Source organism: Paenibacillus sp. CMM36 (genome assembly GCF_053570945.1).
Genome location: NZ_JBSEDY010000001.1, coordinates 645,208 through 663,951, shown reverse-complemented (window position 1 = coordinate 663,951; position 18,744 = coordinate 645,208). Strand labels below are relative to the sequence as shown.

At 43.6% G+C, this 18,744-nt stretch carries 18 protein-coding genes; 3 read left to right on the top strand and 15 right to left on the bottom strand.

Going from position 1 to position 18,744, the window contains the following annotated elements; genetic code table 11:
* Positions 1-50: 50 nt before the first annotated feature.
* Entirely contained in the window at positions 51-524 is a 474-nt protein-coding gene (locus tag ACWA2B_RS03320) for a DUF7716 domain-containing protein (RefSeq protein ID WP_029516659.1), read from the bottom strand.
* Positions 525-657: 133 nt separating this feature from the next.
* Here ACWA2B_RS03320 and ACWA2B_RS03315 point away from each other — a divergent pair, with 133 nt between their 5' ends.
* Positions 658-1,788, top strand: coding sequence for a phosphodiester glycosidase family protein (locus tag ACWA2B_RS03315; RefSeq protein WP_449291693.1), 1,131 nt, complete (start codon positions 658-660; stop codon positions 1,786-1,788).
* A 138-nt stretch (positions 1,789-1,926) separates the two neighbouring features.
* Here the strand turns inward: ACWA2B_RS03315 and ACWA2B_RS03310 are convergent, their stop codons facing one another.
* Positions 1,927-2,373 carry a DUF6386 family protein gene (locus tag ACWA2B_RS03310; RefSeq protein WP_430023921.1) on the bottom strand — a complete coding sequence of 149 codons (447 nt, stop codon included), beginning with the start codon at positions 2,371-2,373 and terminating at the stop codon, positions 1,927-1,929.
* A gap of 222 nt (positions 2,374-2,595) precedes the next feature.
* Positions 2,596-2,694 (bottom strand): hypothetical protein, encoded by a 99-nt coding sequence (locus ACWA2B_RS03305; RefSeq protein ID WP_014599622.1) that lies wholly within the window; start codon positions 2,692-2,694, stop codon positions 2,596-2,598.
* A gap of 716 nt (positions 2,695-3,410) precedes the next feature.
* Here ACWA2B_RS03305 and ACWA2B_RS03300 point away from each other — a divergent pair.
* Positions 3,411-3,749: a helix-turn-helix domain-containing protein gene (locus tag ACWA2B_RS03300; RefSeq protein ID WP_449291692.1), complete on the top strand. Its 339-nt coding sequence runs from the start codon at positions 3,411-3,413 to the stop codon at positions 3,747-3,749.
* A 241-nt stretch (positions 3,750-3,990) separates the two neighbouring features.
* On the opposite strand, the gene ACWA2B_RS03295 is transcribed toward ACWA2B_RS03300, so the two are convergent.
* From ACWA2B_RS03295 to ACWA2B_RS03260, 8 genes are all read right to left on the bottom strand, one after another.
* Entirely contained in the window at positions 3,991-4,440 is a 450-nt protein-coding gene (locus ACWA2B_RS03295; RefSeq protein WP_449291691.1) for a DUF1036 domain-containing protein, read from the bottom strand.
* A gap of 301 nt (positions 4,441-4,741) precedes the next feature.
* On the bottom strand, positions 4,742-5,881 hold the full coding sequence (locus ACWA2B_RS03290; protein ID WP_029516654.1) for a 5-methyltetrahydropteroyltriglutamate--homocysteine S-methyltransferase: 1,140 nt from the start codon (positions 5,879-5,881) through the stop codon (positions 4,742-4,744).
* A gap of 123 nt (positions 5,882-6,004) precedes the next feature.
* The gene (locus ACWA2B_RS03285) at positions 6,005-6,907 is read right to left on the bottom strand and encodes a LysR family transcriptional regulator (RefSeq protein ID WP_307349360.1); all 903 of its coding nucleotides are present in this window, start codon (positions 6,905-6,907) and stop codon (positions 6,005-6,007) included.
* Positions 6,908-7,055: 148 nt separating this feature from the next.
* Entirely contained in the window at positions 7,056-8,465 is a 1,410-nt protein-coding gene (locus ACWA2B_RS03280; protein ID WP_342428609.1) for a glycoside hydrolase family 1 protein, read from the bottom strand.
* 76 nt (positions 8,466-8,541) lie between these two features.
* On the bottom strand, positions 8,542-10,422 hold the full coding sequence (locus ACWA2B_RS03275) for a beta-glucoside-specific PTS transporter subunit IIABC (RefSeq protein ID WP_449291690.1): 1,881 nt from the start codon (positions 10,420-10,422) through the stop codon (positions 8,542-8,544).
* Between the two features lie 184 nt (positions 10,423-10,606).
* A complete protein-coding gene (licT, locus tag ACWA2B_RS03270) occupies positions 10,607-11,464 on the bottom strand; it encodes a BglG family transcription antiterminator LicT (protein WP_307349353.1) in 858 nt (285 codons plus the stop codon).
* 244 nt (positions 11,465-11,708) lie between these two features.
* Positions 11,709-12,044 (bottom strand): carboxymuconolactone decarboxylase family protein, encoded by a 336-nt coding sequence (locus tag ACWA2B_RS03265; protein ID WP_069012182.1) that lies wholly within the window; start codon positions 12,042-12,044, stop codon positions 11,709-11,711.
* Complete coding sequence (locus ACWA2B_RS03260) at positions 12,041-12,427, bottom strand: tautomerase family protein (protein WP_165145314.1); 387 nt, start codon at positions 12,425-12,427, stop codon at positions 12,041-12,043. Before ACWA2B_RS03260 ends, ACWA2B_RS03265 begins: the two co-directional genes overlap by 4 nt.
* 111 nt (positions 12,428-12,538) lie before the next feature.
* Here ACWA2B_RS03260 and ACWA2B_RS03255 point away from each other — a divergent pair, with 111 nt between their 5' ends.
* Positions 12,539-13,414 carry a LysR family transcriptional regulator gene (locus ACWA2B_RS03255; protein WP_069012183.1) on the top strand — a complete coding sequence of 292 codons (876 nt, stop codon included), beginning with the start codon at positions 12,539-12,541 and terminating at the stop codon, positions 13,412-13,414.
* Between the two features lie 153 nt (positions 13,415-13,567).
* Here the strand turns inward: ACWA2B_RS03255 and ACWA2B_RS03250 are convergent, their stop codons facing one another.
* The 4 genes from ACWA2B_RS03250 to ACWA2B_RS03235 form a co-directional block, all read right to left on the bottom strand.
* Entirely contained in the window at positions 13,568-15,496 is a 1,929-nt protein-coding gene (locus tag ACWA2B_RS03250) for a PTS fructose transporter subunit IIABC (RefSeq protein WP_029516646.1), read from the bottom strand.
* A 67-nt stretch (positions 15,497-15,563) separates the two neighbouring features.
* The gene (gene pfkB / locus ACWA2B_RS03245; protein ID WP_029516645.1) at positions 15,564-16,475 is read right to left on the bottom strand and encodes a 1-phosphofructokinase; all 912 of its coding nucleotides are present in this window, start codon (positions 16,473-16,475) and stop codon (positions 15,564-15,566) included.
* A 2-nt stretch (positions 16,476-16,477) separates the two neighbouring features.
* A complete protein-coding gene (locus tag ACWA2B_RS03240; RefSeq protein ID WP_029516644.1) occupies positions 16,478-17,224 on the bottom strand; it encodes a DeoR/GlpR family DNA-binding transcription regulator in 747 nt (248 codons plus the stop codon).
* 407 nt (positions 17,225-17,631) lie between these two features.
* Positions 17,632-18,714, bottom strand: a complete 1,083-nt coding sequence (locus ACWA2B_RS03235; protein WP_029516643.1) for an ankyrin repeat domain-containing protein — start codon at positions 18,712-18,714, stop codon at positions 17,632-17,634.
* Positions 18,715-18,744: the final 30 nt, after the last annotated feature.

The following is an 18,744-nucleotide window of genomic DNA, read 5'->3' as shown; positions in this document are numbered from 1 at the left end:
TCGCTTCCCCCATCCAGTGTATGTATGCCCCGTTTGATCTACAGGCTTGTTCATTCTGCTAGGTGGTTTCTCACCTTTGTCAGCACAGACCACAGGTCTGTCACTGCCTTCACCTCTTCATAGTCCAGATAGGCATCGTGCTTGTCATAGTATTTTACCGCTATAATCACCATCTGAAGCGTCACTGGCTGTCCAGCAGCCTTAAGGACTTCCACAATACTTTCGAAGGTCGCCAACTCAAACCAGGTTTGAACCTGACGATCTGGCACCCACTTGGGAATAGACTCGTCATGTTCGTTGGTTACGGCTGTACCCTCCTCTGCACATTCCTCTAGCCAATGCTCATCCCAATAATAAATCGGTGTGTGAACAGGGTCCTGATCCCATTGATCTACATTCACATATAACCAGTTATTATGCAGTTGCCCCACGCTATGCACCAATTCCTGCAATCCTTCAAACACACGATAAGACGGGCGCTCTCTGCGACGGTAATCCTCAAGTCTCGTCTCATACCTGCTCATCCCCAGCCACCCCGCTTCCTATATCAGTTAAACACTCAACATTCGTATAACATACATTTACAACTCACAAAATCCGATATAACTACAAGCACCTCGTAAAGTGTCAAGACTACATAAGGAGATTGATCTATTCATGAAAAGAATCACCGCACTTGTTATCCTGTCCTTGCTATTACTTGTAACCCCGATCTACGCTGCTGCCCCAGCACCTATGCTGGTCTATGTGGATCAAAGTAACCACTCCTTCATCCCGCTCCGTCTCCTGAACAGCTATGAAGGGATCACACTCAACATGACTGCCGCGGACAAAAAAATAGAAATCGCGCAAGGCAATACCCGGATCACATTATTCACCGGACAATCTACCGCCAAAGTGAATGATCAGACGGTCCGTTTGCAAAATGCTCCTTTTACCGATAATGGTTCGACCTATGTACCCTTGCAGTTCATCAGCCAATATCTAAACCTGCAAGTCTCATGGCAAAAGGAAACCTCAGCTGTAAGCATTAAGCAGGGTACAACGTCCGTCACGCTTCCGATACTTACTGGTAAGCTACCCGGAAATACTCCCCCCATTACAACGGCTCATAAAAGCTTCAAGGTCGGGTCTCGTACCTTTTCCGCTAAGGTGGTCACCGTCTCTATGCTCCATCCCAAGGTAAGCCTAGACGTGGCTCTAGCAGGCGATACCATTGGTAAAGTGGAAGACTTAAGCAGTCTCGCCAAACGTAATCAAGCGGTTGTAGCCATAAACGGTACATTCTTTGACGCCTATACCAAAAGCTCCTACAAAACGTCTTACGGCTACCTGGTCAGCCATGGAAAGATGTTGAAAAAGAGCTCCGGCGACCAACGGACGGTCTTCACCTACGATGCTAACCATTTATCCGAGCTGGTGTCAGGTTCTGCCTTTGAACAACGCTTAAGTCAAGGCAGCGTCGAAGGTGCTCTTCAAGCTGGACCTCGTCTGGTTACGAACGGTCAGGTTTCCCTAAATGTCAAAGCCGAAGGCTTCAAGGACCCTAAAATATTAACAGGCGGCGGCGCCCGCAGCGCACTCGGAATGAGTCGGGATCATAAGCTGATCCTCCTGACCACCAACGGAGCGACTATACCGCAGCTCGCCCAAATGATGAAGCAGGCCGGCGCTTATCAGGCCATGAATCTGGATGGCGGTGCTTCCAGCGGGCTGTATTACAACGGCTCCTACCTCACCACACCCGGCCGCCAAATCAGCAATGCCATTATTGTAAAGTATCAATAGCCAATAGAATGATAAAGGGCTGTCTTCACGGATCTGTAAGCTGTGGGGATAGCCTTTTTCCATTTCCCCTGGCTTCGGTTGTTCCTGCTTCCACCTGTTCAGGCGGCATGTATGGCCGTCACGTATTGATTCTGCAATCTACAGTCGAATCAGACCTGTAAAGCTATTGCTGCCTTCGCTTCCTTTTTTTATAGAAAGGTAAATACGGTTGTCTTCTCTGCTTGCCATGCATTCATAAAGTCCCGGTTGCACAGATAGGAACGTCCCTCCCCATGCACACTCAGGCTCCAGTCCACCACTTGTGGCTTCCTCCCCTGCTCCAATAAACAGGTTGCCTGAGGGAACCTTCAAAAACAGCCGCACAGTAGGCTTGTCAATATGATCTGTCATCACAACCTCATAGGTCCCGTCCGCTCCCAGATTCAAAAAAGCTACATTTCCTTTGTTCAACTCGCCCAGCTCGTCCTCTTCAATGGACCACCAATCCGGATCATCGTCCAAACGATGCTTAAGAGCTTGCGTATCAAATAGGCAAAGAGTCGCCGTATCTGTTGTAAATTGAAATGGACTGCTTGCCGTATTCATCATGTGATCCTCCTGATTTTGGTCAGCTAATTTCTGTTTTTCCACGTCATACGCTATCCGTATTGCCATATACTTGAGGGAAAATCTCCCTGTATGTAAAGTATAACAATGCTTGCAGGGCCAGACAACATGTTGGACTAACACCCATTCTGCATAAAAAGCCCTCCCTCACGATGTCGTGAAAGAAGGCCGATTTGTGATTTAAGCGATGCTAACCTGCTGTTAGATCAGAAAAGACTTAGTAATAATTACCAACAAAATGAACAATACCAAAATCGCTCCTGTGGATGTCCATGCTCCACCGTAACCTACTTCACCCATGTCTGAATCCCTCCTTGCATTAAAGCTTACTATTATCGTATGTAGAAAAGTGGATAACGACAGGGCGAATCGGCAAGTTTATTGCCATAGAAGGGCTACTCAAAAAATGGACTGATACATTTGAGATAGATCGCTAATGACTCTGGATGACAACTGGCAGAGAATATCGTTAGTTCTGCGCAACAGCCTGCTCACATCCTTGTGCCTCATCATTTGAAGGAGCGGGGTTTCTAACTGGGATGAAAGAAATTGAGTGGTACCTATAAATACGACAACATCTAATCCAGGGTGGTTTCGGTATGTAATAAGTGCAGCAGGTCAGTCATAGACAGGAATCCGGGAGGAAAAAGGCTGTTGTTTTCTTTCATATATAGAGCTTTTAACATGGAAGTTAACGCCCAGTCACATAGGATAATGCAGCATTGGACTTGATTGTGCTTGTACAGGATTTGGGCTAGTTTCATGTGGTATTGAGATAGAGTGTGGAAATCGGTTATTGAATTATGTAGGTGTTGTGAGGGTCTGGACGGTTGAGGGGGACTTGGAATAAAGGTAGAAGGGCTTCTTTCATATCTATTCCTCCAGAGAATTTCAATATTAGTCTTATTATACTCCAAAATAATACTTATAGATATTATTATTATTTATTATATTCATTATTCAATGTTTTCGTTTGGATATCTTGTCTACACTTTTAGAATAGTGAGGTGTAGACGATGGAAGATAAAGAAGTTCTTAAATTAGTGGGTGCCAGAATACGTGCTTTGCGAAAAGAAAAAGGATTGTCTCAGGAGTCGCTTGGGGAAAAAGGTGGATTCCATTTTTCATACATAGAGCAGATTGAGCGTGGAGAAAAAAACGTATCTTTAATAAATATAGCTAAAATTGCTAATGCACTGGATGTTAATTTGATTCAGCTTTTTGCTTATGTAAATGAGGATATTAAGGTTACAAAACATGAAACTGATATACAAGAAATCGTAAAAATACTCCAAAAATCGAGTCCAGAGAAAGTACGCTTGGCGAGGAATGTGATACGGGAGATTACAAAATAAAAGGATTTTTTAGCAAAAATAAAGGAGCCACCTTTAGTTAACAAGGCAGTTCCTATTGCACTATTGTTTTACGTAAGTTCAATACCCTATCGAACATTAAAATAACATATATATATCCAGTATTATCTTAATTTCAAGTTTCTTATATAAAAGCGCGAACCGAATCGAATACGAAATTGCAAAGGATTTCCCGCCATTATGAAATTATTGGCTTCTAGGTAGTTTCTTGCGGTCATTCAATTTAAATTTTCTTTTTACCCTTTTTTGTGGGCAATACCATACGAACATTTTTTAGCTTCGCTTTTCTTTGAGCACTATTTGTAATAAGGTTGACTGTGAAGTTCACGAAACCGCGTTGGATGTTAAGTGTTTTAAAACCAACTCTTCTGCAATTATTGCATAGATTACCATTAATATTCCAGATCCAACATCCACTGAAGTTATAATTAGGAACATGTATGGGGAAACTACCTGACCACACAAGATTTCTTGATACGCTCTCAGCGTAATAATATATTGTTCTATCCCCTACGTTGCCAGTAACAACTTCCCTCGTTTGACCAGGCGCCAAACGGTACCAGGTAGACAATATACCAGTTTGTCCCACAAAGACAAACCCACACCTACTCGCGTGATAGAAAATGGCTACCTGTACGGTAGAATTGGTGCTGTTTCGAAAATAAAGACTCATTTTTTTGTCACTCCCTCTTAATACCATTCTACAATCCATTGTATGCAAGAGTTGTAAATAGGAAGTGGACAAACATAAAAGAGTCTTAGCCTTTTTTAGGATACTCAGAGATTATGCTTTTTAGAGTTTCCCGCCATCAGTTTGGCGAAACCATATGACCATGTTGTTAATGTTATAGAATTCAATCAAAAGAAAACCCCCACCTAATCTTGTAAAGATCAAAAAACACGTCCATATATGACGTGTTTTTCAATAAAATATCTTTAACTAATAGAACCTTTTAAATATCCTAAACCAAACCTTACTTCCAAATCTCGTCCGCAATCTCTTTAATGAAAGCAAGCTTTTTCCACTGCTGCTCTTCTGTCAGAATATTGCCCTCTTCTGTCGAAGCAAAGCCGCATTGTGGGCTGAGGCAGATGTGGTTGATGTCGACGAATTGAGTCGCTTCCTTAATGCGATTAATGACCGTCTGCTTGTCTTCCAGTTCACCCGTTTTGGAGGAAACGAGACCCAGTACGACCTGCTTTTGATCTTTCAAATGCTTAAGCGGTGTGAAATCGCCTGCACGGTCGGTATCGAATTCGAGATAGTAGCCGTCGATGTTGTCGATGCCGAACAGGGTTTCGGCTACAGGCTCATAGCCGCCAGAAGATGCCCAGGTGGAATGGTAGTTACCACGGCATACATGGGTCGTAACGACCAAATCGGCTGGAAGATCCTTCACCGTTTCCTGATTCACACGGGCGAACAGCTTTTTGGTATCTTCCACATTTTCACCCGCATGCTGTCTAGCTTCCCAATAGTTTTTATCACAGAGCATACCCCATGTGCAATCATCCAGTTGCAAGCTGCGGCAACCCTCATTGTACAACGCTTGAATCACGGATTTGTAGGCTTTGGCGATATCCGTCACCAGTTCATCCAGATTGCTGTAATACGTATCGGTTGTTTCTTTATTCTCTCCGCGCAATAGCTCGGCCAGGAACTGTGCAGGTGCCGGGATCGTTTGGCGTGCGATCGCATCCTCACCTGCTACTTGCTTCAGGAATTTGAAATCTTCAATGAAAGGATGACGGGAATGTCCGATTTTACCGGACAAGCGTGCAGTTTCCGCTCTTGTTTCCACACCTTGGAATTGGTAGCCGTTCAAAAGCTGTACCTTTTCCACACCGTCCAGACCCCACATAAAATCAAGATGCCACCAGGAGCGTCTGAATTCACCGTCCGTCACGGCTTGAAGTCCTACGGATTTTTGCTTTTCCACTAGCTTGATAATTTCGTTATCTTCAATCTTTCTCAGCTCGTCCGCAGAGATTTCATTATTTTGAAATTGAATTCTGGCGTCTTTAATCGCTTGCGGGCGCAAAAAGCTGCCAACCATATCATGTCTAAAAGGGGTCACTTTACGTTGGGATGCATTATCAAGGATGCTGCTCATTAGGGTTATCTCCTTTTTCGCTTCTATAGTGAAGTTCTTGTAAGAAAGATAACATACATTTTCAGTTATAAGGTAACTCCAATAAACTATAGCTAGTTATAGCCTAAGGCTATACCCAACCTTTTATTCCCCTATCGCCTCATGCAGTGCTTCTACATAGACAGTGGCCAGCTTGGAGAGCGCAGCGTTTTTATGGCAAATCCATCCCACATTAATAGACTCATCACATTCCAGAGGGACGGAAATAATGTCGTTACCGTTCAGATCCGCACTGATCACTCCGGTAGAAATGGTATAGCCGTTCAAGCCAATGAGCAGATTAAAAAGGGTCGCCCGGTCATGGACGCGAATGCTTTTGGGATGCGATAACGTACTGAGAATCTCCTCGGAAAAGTGAAAGGAATTATACTCCCCTTGCTCAAAGGACAGATACGGATACGGATAAAGCTGGTCAATAGTCACGATAGACTGTCGGGATAGTGGATTATTGGCACTGATAAAAATATGCGGCTTGGCCGTAAACAGGCTGTTAAATTGCAGATTTGCATCTTTTAGCAGCTTGTTAATGACCTTGGCGTTAAATTCGTTAAGATACAGAATTCCGATCTCACTGCGCAAGCTTTTGACATCCTGTATGATTTCATGGGTTTTGGTCTCTCGCAAAGCCAATTCATATTCTTCTTGGCCATATTGATTCACCAGATTCACGAATGCATTTACAGCAAAAGCGTAATGCTGTGTGGACACAGCAAAATGCTGTGGTGAAGGCTTGGCATCCAGATAGCGACTTTCCAGTAGCTCCGCCTGCTCAACGACCTGACGTGCATAACCGAGGAATTCCACGCCTTCCTTGGACAAAGAAATCCCTTTATTGGTACGCTCAAAAATGGTGATATGAATTTCTTCCTCCAGATCACGAATCGCGTTCGACAGACTGGGCTGGGAAATGAACAACCGCTTCGCCGCCTCATTCATGGAGCCACGATTGGCAACCTCAATGACATATTTTAATTGTTGTAAGGTCAATGCATTATGTCCTTTCCGTTTGTGTTTCTTCTATTATATAATACATAACCACACTTCTGGAAAAGGGATAGTTGTTGCTCACATGAATAAACACCCCCTCAAAATGGTAACATCCATTTCAAGGAGGTGCTTTGCACTGCTGCTTAAATTAACGAGTTTCACCGTTTGTGGCGATTAGCTTTTGATACCAATAGAAGCTTTGTTTACGAATACGACGCAGATCCTTGAGATCAAACTCCTCACGATCCACATAAATAAATCCGTAACGCTTGCTGGAGCCCTGATGGGTACTAACAAGATCAATTGCAGACCACGGACAGAAGCCGAATACGTCTACACCGTCTGTAATAGCCAATTGGATTTGCTCGATATGTTTCTTGAAAAAGTCAATACGATAAGGATCTTTCACTACATCCCCTTCTTCAAGCTTGTCAAAAGCGCCCAAGCCGTTCTCCGTCACGATTAAAGGCAAGTGGTAGCGAGAATAAATTTGGCGTAATGTGGTTCTAAAACCAACCGGATCAATCTCCCAACCAAACTCCGTCGTTTGCAGGTTGGGGTTGACGGAACCTCGGTACGCTCCGGGTTCACCCACAATTTCATGCTGATCTCCTGTATGTGAAAAATCATTTCCGTCATCTAAACTTTCTCCTACCGTTTGAGAGGTATAATAATTAAATGCGATAAAGTCCGGGTTCCCCTTCGCTAAAATGTCCATATCTCCTTCTTCAATGACAGGCTCATAGCCTTTCTCGATCAAATAGCTCCAGGCAATGTGATTGTAACGGCCAAATACAGCCATATCCAGATAGAGCCAGTTGCGAATGGCTGCATAGTTATCAGCCGCCAGTGTATCTTCCGGCTTGGAACTGGCTGGATAGATAACCCCGATATTCGGCGCTGGTCCAATTTTCGCGTCAGGTAGCATTTCATGGCACAATACCATCGCTTTCGCCTGCGCGACTAACATATGATGATTTTGTTGGTACAGTACCTTTTGCGGATTTTCCAGGCTTGTATCCAATGTGCCAATAGAACCGGGATGGAGAATCAGCATGTTCTGCTCATTAATGGTTAGCCAGTATTTAACCCTGTCCCCAAAGTTTTCGAACAATGTTTTGGCATACTGCTCGAAGGCATCAATCGTCTCCCTCTTCGACCAACCGCCTTGTTGTTCAAGAGCATAAGGCAGATCAAAATGATACATAGTAACAATCGGTTCAATCCCGTATTTAATTAGTTCGTCAATTAATGAGCTGTAAAACGCGATTCCCTTCTGATTCACTTCACCTGCGCCCAGGGGATAAATACGTGTCCAAGCAATCGAGAAACGATATGCTTTAAATCCCATTTCAGCCATCAGAGCTACGTCTTCTTTGAACATATGGTAATGATCACTGGTTACCTTAAAATCAGTGACTCCTTCGACGTGATTAGCCATGTCAATGACAGAGGGTCCTTTTCCATCTTCGTCCCATGCACCCTCTACTTGATAAGCGGAAGTGGAACCTCCCCAGAAAAAATTTTCAGGAAATGCCTTCAATTGATTATGTTTCATGATATAGTCCCTCCAGTTATAGTTATATCCTTCTGATGTTCGCAATTCATGTATGTGATGATGATGCTTGCCAGTATTACACAACCAAAGTTAACAATACTTCATTCTTTTGAATCTGCTCCTGATTTGTCTCAAATACGTCCACTTTATGCTTCGTGAGTGTGACGATGACAGGCGTTACGATTTCGTATCCTGCTTCAATAATCTGCTCCCTGTCAAATTGGATTAACAAATCGCCCTGTTTCACGCTGTCGCCCTCTTTAATCACTGGATTAAAATGCTTCCCTTTCAGCGCAACGGTGTTAATTCCGATATGAATTAATATCTCTGTACCTGCACTGGAAGTCAATCCTATGGCATGTCCTGTGGGGAACAGCGAGGTTACGACTCCATCTATTGGGGCTACAACCTCACCGACAGACGGTTCAATAGCTAATCCTTTTCCCATGGCCCCTGTAGAAAATGCAGAATCATTCACTTGGCTCAGTGGTGTAGTCTTACCTGTGATCGGGCTGTATATCGTTTCTTTCTTGATATCAATGGCCTTGGTTGCTGTAATAACAGGTTCTGGTTCTGCTGTTTTCACGGATTCAACTGTTTCTGGGGTCTCCTCCTTCACCTTGCTTTCATACCCAAAAATAAGGGTTAGTACGGTTGCTGCCGCGAATGAGCAGGCAATGGCAATCACGTAAACCAAGGTTGGCGTATACACTGGAATCGCAAAAATGTTGTGAAAAACATAAGCCGTCATTTTTACCCCAAAATGTCCATTGATGGCACCGCCTATAGCCCCTGCGATAATGACAATCGGAATGACACGTTTATAGCGAAGCACCAGACCATACACAATCGGCTCTGTCACACCCGCCAGCAATCCTGTAATACTCGTAGAACCGGCAAGAGTCCTAAGTGTTTTATCTTTTCTCGCCTTTAGGAAGATACCAAATGCTACCCCAATTTGAGCAAATACTGCTGCTGCAGCCATCGCCTCAATCGGATCCCCGCCAACACCGATATTTTGAATCGTGATGGGTGTAAAACCCCAGTGAAGTCCGAAGACGACCATAAAGGTCATAAAACCGCCAAGAACAATCCCTGACAAAATGCCACTTACACCGATTAACCATGTCACACCTGAAGAAATCCAATCTCCTACCCCTGTACCGAAAGGTCCGAAAGCCATCGCAGATAGCGGAACCATAATCATTAAAGCCAACATCGGAACTAAAAACAATTGTAAATCCTTAAGAATGATCTTCTTCAAAAACTTATCTACCAACGCATAGATGCTAATGGATATAAAAATCGGGAAAACACTGGCGGAGTAGTTCATCATGACCACCGGTATTCCTAAAAACGATACATCAGAGCCCTTGTCCATCAGCCCCGTAAAGTTGGGTTCCATGAGAGCCGCACCGATCACACCAGCTACATAAGGATTCGCCTTCAGCTTTATACCGAGCGTAATCCCTAGTAAAATCGGCAAAAAGTAAAATACAGCATTCCCAGCAGCAGACAGGATCAGATAGGTATCACTTGTTGCAGACATCCATCCCAGTAAGGTCAAAACCGTTAGGAGTGCTTTTATCATTCCCGAGCCCGCCATCGCTGGAATCAATGGGGAGAAACTACCGGAAATGACTTCAAAGATTGTAGTTATGACCGATGTTTTTTTTCCACTGGATTCACTGGCCGCAGGGGAGTTCGATCCAAAATCCCTGCTTTTCATGATCTCTGCATATACATAGGCAACATGGCTGCCAATAACAACTTGGAATTGTCCTCCGCTTTCAACAACTGTAATGATTCCCTCGTGCTTCTCAAGCGCTTCTCTTTCGGCTTTTCGTGAATCCTTCAGGTCAAATCGGAGTCGTGTAGCACAATGGACAAGCCCATTAATATTTTCTTCTCCTCCAACGAGACGTACGATGTCTTCGCCCATTTTCTTATGGTCCATGTTCATTCTCCTCTTGGGCAGATTGCCTGAAAACAAAAAAATACCTAAACGAAAGGCCTGTATGATCAAAGAAAATGATCACTGCCATTCATTTAGGTATCGCCTGCTTAACCAGTAACAATCCTTATATTTAAGTTGTGAGCCTACTATAAATCACTTAGAAATCGTTTGCAAGCTTTTTTTTCTAAGAACTAGCTATATCATTTCTGGAGGTTACACGCTGTATATGAATCGTCAAATACACTTTTTCGTCAATTGACATAGCACTTTCATGCTTTAACTCCAAATATTGATTGATTAATTGGGTGCATTGAAAAGCCCTCTCGTATTTATCTTTGACTTGGTCATACAAGAAATTATCCCCTGAAGCTAGTTGTTCTTGTTCATTGCTCAGCAATCGTTGGGCAAAGTACTGCAAATGAGTAATAAACCGGGAATAATTGAACGAAGTTTCATCCAGTGTAATCTCGTAGTAATCGGTTACAATGTTGAATATGTCATCAATAATCTCGGTAATCTCAACCGTTTGTTTCATTCCCTGACCGTCTTGTCTTGCATTTACAAAATGCATAGCAATAAAGCTTGCTTCATGCTCATCCATTTGGATGCCAAATTGAGCATGGATGATGTCCAATGCATTCATGCCGATCATAAATTCTTTTTTGTAAAACTTTTTAATTTGCCATAACAGTGAATTTTTAAGTCCTACGGATTTTCTGTATCGAGAGATGGCAAATTGAATATGGTCAATCAGAGAAATATAGATATTGTCACTAAAAATATCTCCCATTTCCTTTTTTGCGCTGCCTACAATTTCATCCGCCACCTTTAAATACTCTACAGATGTTTCCCCAATAAGATCTATTAATTTTTGTGGAATTTTATCGGACTTTAATACAAAGGTTTTTTCTATTTTGTCTTCATCGACCCTCTGGCCATTTTTCTTTTTAAAGCCTAGACCATTCCCTATGACAACAAATTCATGACCCACCTGATTTTCGACTCGGATAACATTGTTGTTAAAAATTTGCCGGATGATCATTTATCTGCTCACCTCATTGATGTAATGACAAAGTTTGTAATAACAAAAAAACCAAATAACGACTAAATCAATTAGTCATTATTTGGGTATCGCCTGCTCACCAGTAACAATCCCGAAGGGCACTTCACCCCTCATTCAATTACTCTTACTATACCGCTTTCAATGCAGAATAACAATACAATCATGCCAAAAAACCGCCAAACACTCGGAATCCTTTGTGCTTAGCAGTTTTTTAGGTTCATGCTTAACTTTCTTGCTCTTTGCAAAACACCTCTTTGGCAACCTGAATGGCTGAGGCTGCCCGGGGCCATCCTACATAAAAGGCAAGCTGTGTAATGACTTCAACCAGTTCTTCCTCCGAAATCCCGTTTTCCTTGGCCAGGTTCAGATGATAAGGAAGTTGATTCACATGCTCACCCGCCACCAGAGCGGCAACTGTAATAAAACTCCGTTCCCTAAGAGACAACTCACTTCTTCTCCATACATCTCCAAAAAGAACATCCTCCGTATAGGTTACAAAAGCGGGTGCAAAATCACCTATCGTTTCCCGAACACTCGATTTGATTAATTTATGCTTCATACAATCATCTGGGCAAGTCCATTGCCAAAGGACCAATCCTCTAATTCAGTCTCTACCAGTGTCACAAAAACATCCTCCGGTCGGACTTTACATTCAATAGAGATGAGTTCGGCTAATCTTTGGTAAAAATCCTTTTTTTGTTCCGTAGTTCTACCCGATCCCATCGTAATTTGGATGTACAGCAGCTTGTCTGTTCTGGATACATTCAAATAATCGGGACTATAATAAAACTCGCTTTGCTTATGAGCATGAAAAACCTGAAAGTAATCCTTGGGCGGGACCTGAAAATGTTCGATCAAAGCATTCATGATACAGCGGCTAATGTCAGGCAGCTCTTGCTCTGTGTATTGTTGCTCCATGTAGCCAACTCGTACAAATGGCATGTTCATCTCTCCTATCCGTTGGGATAAGATGATTGTACTCCTCTACCCTTCATCTGTATAATTGAAAATAATCATAAATATATTCAATTTCATCGATGGAGATGAGCAAGCGTGGATCTGAAAGAATTAACTACATTTCGTACCATAATCGAAGAAGGAACGTTTTCAAAAGCTGCTGTTAAATTAAACTACGCTCAGTCTACAGTCACGAACCAAATCCAGAGGCTTGAAAAAGAGCTGGGATTTCAACTTTTTAAAAGGGGTTGGGATGCGGAGTTAACGTCCCCGGGCAAACTATATGCCGAGGAGATAGACGGACTTATTCAGCATTGGAATTTTGTAATGGACCAGGCGAAGTCGCTGAAAAAGGAGGAGATCGGCACGCTCCATATCGGTGTGCTTGAAACGGTAGCGGCTACCTTACTCCCCTTGGCTCTGCAGCAGTTTCGAGAGCATAAACCGAATATTACGTGTCATTTTACAGTTGGAAACACGGATGCACTCGCACATGCTTTGGTGGATGGTAAGCTGGATTTTGCTATCTCTGGGGAACCTCACTCCATTCCTTCCTTACACTTTGAATCCATATATCACGAACACATCGCCTTTATTGTGTCCCGTAATCATCCCTTCGCGGCAAAAAGTGAGCTTCAGCTCGAAGATCTGTACGCGTATCCGCTTATCGTTGGAGGTAAGAACTGCTTGTACCATATACGACTGGAGAAAGAGCTTTCACACTTCCCGTCGATGCCGTTTTTTTATACTGTCAGTCAAATCTCGTCGATCCCCACGTTCGTAAAAACGATTCCTTCAGTTGGAGTGGTTCTATCGTCAATGCCTTTGCCGGAGGAACTGGTCACCGTCCCCCTCCAGTTAACAGACCCTAATATTGCCGTTGGACTATTACAAAACAACCATCACCAGCAGTATATGTCTTCGGCCCGAAAGCTATTTATACAGCTGGTTAAGGAGCTTTGCAGGCTATAGCATCTATGCAAGACTACTAATAAGTTATATCATCTTTGCATAAAGAAAAAGCCGCTAAACACTCAGAAACCTGGTGTTTAGCGGCTTTACTATTTTGAAGGCCTAAGAAAATGTGGCCCTCTCTTTATTTTTATACTCTTGTTGTCATACCTGTTATTTCGCTTCAAGCGGTTTTTTCCACAGTCCCAGAATGAGCGCGGAAATTACGGAACCAATCACCACTGCAAGCAAGAACAGCAAAGCATGATTGGCAAGAGCTGCTACAAAAATTCCGCCATGTGGAGCTGGAAGATTGATTTGCCAGAACTGCGTCAGACCACCAGCAATCGCTGAACCTACAATACAAGAGGTTAAGACACGCAGAGGATCAGCAGCTGCGAATGGAATGGCTCCTTCCGTAATGAAGGACAATCCAAGTACATAGTTCGTCAAGCCAGACTTGCGCTCTTGCTCAGTAAACTTATTTTTGAAGAACGTCGAAGCTAATGCGATTGCCAGCGGAGGTACCATGCCGCCCGCCATAACAGCCGCCATCATAGCTCCGTTCGTGTTACCACTGGAAGTAAAGACACCGATCGAAAATGCGTAAGCTGCCTTGTTGAAAGGTCCACCCATGTCAATCGACATCATTCCGCCCAGGATCAGACCCAAAATAACTGCATTACCTGTTCCTAAATTGTTCAGAACGTTGACAAGCCACGTATTAATACCACCGAAAATTGGATCAAACAGGTAGAACATAATCGCGCCTGTAATTAGGAGTCCGAATACCGGGTATAACAAGATTGGTTTTAAACCATCCAGCGTTTTTGGTAGACCTGCAAAAGCTTTACGCAGGAAGATCACCACATAACCAGCCAGAAAACCTGCTGCCAGACCGCCAAGGAAACCTGCATTGGAGTTTACAGCCATCAGACCCCCAACCATACCTGGCATCAGTGCCGGGCGGTCTCCAATACTCATCGCGATAAATCCGGCCAGTATCGGAATCAGGAAGTGGAACGCACCTGTTCCGCCGCCAATCGTTTGTAACAGTTGGAAGAATACATTATCTTCTCCCGCTACCTGTTCAATCAAGAAGGAAATGGCTAGCAAGATCCCCCCGCCTACAACGAATGGTAGCATATGAGAAATACCGTTCATTAAATCCTTGTAGATTTTGCTGCCTACGCTGCTCTTCTCCGCTTTCGACTCTTCAGCGCTGCCTTTACCTTCACTACGATAAATTGGCGCATCGCCGTTCAGCGCTTTGCGGATCAGTTCCTCAGATTTACGAATACCGTCACTTACCGGTCTTTGTAATACAGGTTTACCGTCAAATCTGGCCATTTCAACCTTCTTGTCAGCTGCGACGATTACTCCTTTGGCACGACGAATTTCATCCGCTGTCAGTACGTTTTGTGCGCCTTCCGAGCCATTCGTCTCTACACGGATATTTACACCCATTTCTTTCGCTTTCTTAATAAGAGCATCTTCAGCCATAAACGTGTGTGCAATGCCTGTAGGACAAGCGGTCACTGCAACCACAAACTCGTCAGAATTCGGATTGCCAACGATAACGTCTGGCGTTTGCTGCGCTTTGGCTGCCTCTTTCTTAGCCTCTTTTGCTTTTTTGGCAGCTTCTTCTTCCGCCTGCTTGGTATCAAACAACACAGATACTTCATCCGGTGTTTGCGTTTTCATAAGGTTCCCGATAAAATCGGTATCAATTAAGAGCCGGGAAAGGGCTGCCAATGTGCGAAGATGCGTATTTGCTGCTCCCTCTGGAGCCGCAATCATAAAGAACACTTTTGCCGGCTCACCGTCCAACGATTCGAATTCTACGCCTTTACTGCTTTTGGCGAAAACGACAGTCGCTTCATTCACAGCTTTGGTCTTGGCATGCGGCATCGCAATGCCGCCGCCGATTCCAGTGCTGGACTCTGCTTCACGTTTGTAAATCATTTCTTTAAACAAGGCACGGTCATTAATACGTCCACTTGCTTCGAGACTAGCGATGAGCTCCTCAATCGCCTCGTCCTTTGTCGTCGCCTGCAGGTCCATGATCATCGTTTCTTTAATCATCAGGTCTGTTATTCTCATTTTTCACACTCTCCTAAGTTCGGTCAGCGTGTCGATACACGCATAATAAGCTCATGATGCAGCCGGATTACCGTTTTGAAATCGTGACTTGCGGCCGTAATTGTTCAATTTTCTCTCTAGTAGCCAGATCATCGGAAAACGCAGTTGCGCTTCCGGATGCCACTCCTGCACGGAATGCTTCGATCGGATCGCCATGAAGAGCCAGCGTACCCACGAATCCAGCAATCATTGAATCACCTGCGCCTACAGAATTTTTAACCGTTCCTGCTGGTACATTTGCGTGATACACTTCATCTGCCGTAATGAACAAAGCCCCTTCTCCTGCCATGGAAATCAGTACATTTTTTGCACCTGCTTCCAGCAGCTTACGACCGTAAGTGACGATCTCCTCCTTTGAGTGAATAGTTACGCCAAACAACTCAGCCAACTCGTGGTGATTTGGCTTGATGAGCAGCGGTTTATGAACCAGTGCCTTCATCAGCGCCTCACCTGTGGTGTCGATGACGAATTCAGCCCCAGTTTGCTGGCATACGCTAATCAGCCGATCATAGAAGTCTCCTCCAAGTGACGGCGGGATACTTCCCGACAAGACGACAATGTCATTTTTCTGGAGTGCGGCCAGCTTTTGCACCAACGCATCGGCCTCTTGCTCACGAATCACAGGTCCCAAACCGTTAATTTCCGTTTCATCGCCATGCTTGAGTTTAATGTTAATCCGTGTGTCATCTTCGATCATTACAAAATCAGTTTTAATGGATTCTTCCCGCAATGTATCGTCGATAAACCTGCCTGTGAATCCTCCTAGAAAGCCGATCGCCGTGCTATCTGCTCCCAGCTGGTTTAGTACACGTGATACATTAATTCCTTTACCACCTGGCAATTTCAAATCACGTTTCATCCGGTTCAAATCACCAAGCTTCAAATCGTCAACTTCCACGATATAATCAATGGAAGGGTTCAGCGTTACTGTATATATCATTGTTATCCCTCGATTATCTTAGTTTTCTGAGCGATGGATCGGCGTGAGCGTTCTGGCATCGATTCGGTAATAAGTATAGCTTCCTTGAGCTCGAACAGTTTGGCGAAGGTTACTTCTCCAATTTTGCTGGAATCGGCCAACACATACGTTTTGCCTGACAACTGATGGGCTCGCCGCTTGATTAGCGCCTCTTCAGGATCAGGAGTTGTATACCCCATTTCCATATCCACCCCGTTCGTTCCTAAAAAGCACTTGTCGAATCGAAAATTGTCTAAATTTTGTAGGGCAATACTGCCAATTACGGCTTTGGTATGAATTTTCATCATCCCTCCCAGTAGATAGCTTCTGATTCTTTTACTTACCAGTGCTTCTACGTGGGATAGACCATTCGTCACGACCGTCACGTCTTTAGCTTCAATGTAAGGAATCATCGCCATCGTTGTTGTTCCCGCATCCAGATAAATACATTCGCCATCCAAAATTTCTTTGGCTGCCATGCGGGCGACTGCGTTTTTTTGTTGAACGTTTTTGAATGTTTTTTCTTCCATGCCAGGTTCCTGACTTTTCTGATTCAGTAAGGTTGCCCCACCATGAATCCGTTTTAGCAACTGACGGCCCTCAAGATCTATCAAATCGCGCCGAATTGTTGATTCAGAAGCTCCCAACAGATCAGCCAATTCCTGCAACTTTACAACACCACGTTCTTGTAAGCGCTGTATTATTAACTTGTATCTTTCTTCCGTCAGCATCTTCATTCCCCCAACTGTTTATATCGTACCACAAACCTAATAAAAAACAATCATTTTTCTCCAAAAAGATTCAAAAAAATTCATTCCAACTTCATTTTTTTACAAAATGGTGAATTCCCGCTCTAATCGACATGATTGCGTTTACATTTTAAAGAAAATTCATCTACTTTTATGTAAATTCATTCTTCTTACATAGGAATTCAGCAGTAAACGTTCAAAAACGTTCTAAAGCTTCCATCAGTACTATTTTACCATTATGCGCACAATTCGTCCCAATTTCCCTGAAACCTCATTCAGCTCATACGTAACCATTCCTGATGAGCATTAGGCACCTGTGTACACTAGCGCTGTATTTTAAAATAACAAGAGCCATGACTGCGTGCATACCGCATTCATGGCTCACCTTGTTATGATACATATTCACCCTCAATAATCTTCTCCAGATAATCTTCCGGCTGTGCAAGAAACTCAGCAAAGCTGCACACATCCGCATATTCCTGATGCTCCTCGTCATAATAACCCAGGCACTTCTGCTTTGGATTCCACACCAATATAATATCCGAGTAATTATCTACGTTTAGAGACAGACGCAACAGCTTTTGCCGACCTACCTTCATCTCAACCGTATCGATAATTGAAAAGAACTCAACAAATTGAATATCAAGATCATTTTCTGGCAGGTTCACACGGAGTTGATTCCCTGTCAGAAAGGCTATTAAATCCTTCGGAAGCTTGTAGCTTTTCAAAGCATGTCGTTTATTTTCCAGATTATGAAATGCCGGAGGCTCTACAGACTTTAAATACTCAGCCATTTCTACGTTTTTATTACTTAGTGCAATTGTATATGCCCGTTCTCCATCTTTTTCTGCCAGCGTCACATCAGCGCCTAGTTGAACCAAATACTTCACCATCGAAAAATCGTTGTTGCGCGCCGCCACTGTCAAAGGCGTGGCTTTATATGGATATACCATATTAGGGGCATTGAAATTAATATCTACGCCATGTTCCAATAGTAAAGCTACTGTTTTCAAGTCATGCTCACTAACTGCGTTGCGGAGTGTTGCTCCAGCATGCTGCTTCATATCGAGGCCCAGCTCATGGATAAGCAGCATATTACTTTTGTTACCGTAGTAGGCTTGCTCATAAGCACCAGATTTGACATGATTTTTACCGTCCTGCTTGGCGCCATGGGCGACCACATAACGGACAACCTCTTCGGTACCATAGCGAACAGCCGTCAGGAATGCGGGATTATCCTTTACATTAAGTTGAACCCCCTCATCGACCAGTAGCTTCAAGACTTCCATTTGCCCAGTTATGAGTGTAATATCCAGTGGACTTAATGTCGTATATTTGCTGAGTACGATCCCTTGTTCTATATCCCAGCCTTCGGTCAGCGCCTGGCGTAAAGCGGATATATTGCCTTGAACGATATGCATCGCTATCTCAGGAAGAACCTTGAAATTGCCTACATCTTTTAATTTAATCATGGTTATTACCTCACTCTTTATGTATCTACT

Excerpts from the sequence above, each read along its gene's own strand:
- ACWA2B_RS03320 (WP_029516659.1), bottom strand. The coding sequence starts at position 524 with ATGAGCAGGTATGAGACGAGACTTGAGGATTACCGTCGCAGAGAGCGC.
- ACWA2B_RS03315 (WP_449291693.1), top strand. The coding sequence starts at position 658 with ATGAAAAGAATCACCGCACTTGTTATCCTGTCCTTGCTATTACTTGTA.
- ACWA2B_RS03310 (WP_430023921.1), bottom strand. The coding sequence starts at position 2,373 with ATGAATACGGCAAGCAGTCCATTTCAATTTACAACAGATACGGCGACT.
- ACWA2B_RS03305 (WP_014599622.1), bottom strand. The coding sequence starts at position 2,694 with ATGGGTGAAGTAGGTTACGGTGGAGCATGGACATCCACAGGAGCGATT.
- ACWA2B_RS03300 (WP_449291692.1), top strand. The coding sequence starts at position 3,411 with ATGGAAGATAAAGAAGTTCTTAAATTAGTGGGTGCCAGAATACGTGCT.
- ACWA2B_RS03295 (WP_449291691.1), bottom strand. The coding sequence starts at position 4,440 with ATGAGTCTTTATTTTCGAAACAGCACCAATTCTACCGTACAGGTAGCC.
- ACWA2B_RS03290 (WP_029516654.1), bottom strand. The coding sequence starts at position 5,881 with ATGAGCAGCATCCTTGATAATGCATCCCAACGTAAAGTGACCCCTTTT.
- ACWA2B_RS03280 (WP_342428609.1), bottom strand. The coding sequence starts at position 8,465 with ATGAAACATAATCAATTGAAGGCATTTCCTGAAAATTTTTTCTGGGGA.
- ACWA2B_RS03275 (WP_449291690.1), bottom strand. The coding sequence starts at position 10,422 with ATGGACCATAAGAAAATGGGCGAAGACATCGTACGTCTCGTTGGAGGA.
- licT (WP_307349353.1), bottom strand. The coding sequence starts at position 11,464 with ATGATCATCCGGCAAATTTTTAACAACAATGTTATCCGAGTCGAAAAT.
- ACWA2B_RS03265 (WP_069012182.1), bottom strand. The coding sequence starts at position 12,044 with ATGAAGCATAAATTAATCAAATCGAGTGTTCGGGAAACGATAGGTGAT.
- ACWA2B_RS03260 (WP_165145314.1), bottom strand. The coding sequence starts at position 12,427 with ATGCCATTTGTACGAGTTGGCTACATGGAGCAACAATACACAGAGCAA.
- ACWA2B_RS03250 (WP_029516646.1), bottom strand. The coding sequence starts at position 15,496 with ATGAGAATAACAGACCTGATGATTAAAGAAACGATGATCATGGACCTG.
- pfkB (WP_029516645.1), bottom strand. The coding sequence starts at position 16,475 with ATGATATATACAGTAACGCTGAACCCTTCCATTGATTATATCGTGGAA.
- ACWA2B_RS03240 (WP_029516644.1), bottom strand. The coding sequence starts at position 17,224 with ATGCTGACGGAAGAAAGATACAAGTTAATAATACAGCGCTTACAAGAA.
- ACWA2B_RS03235 (WP_029516643.1), bottom strand. The coding sequence starts at position 18,714 with ATGATTAAATTAAAAGATGTAGGCAATTTCAAGGTTCTTCCTGAGATA.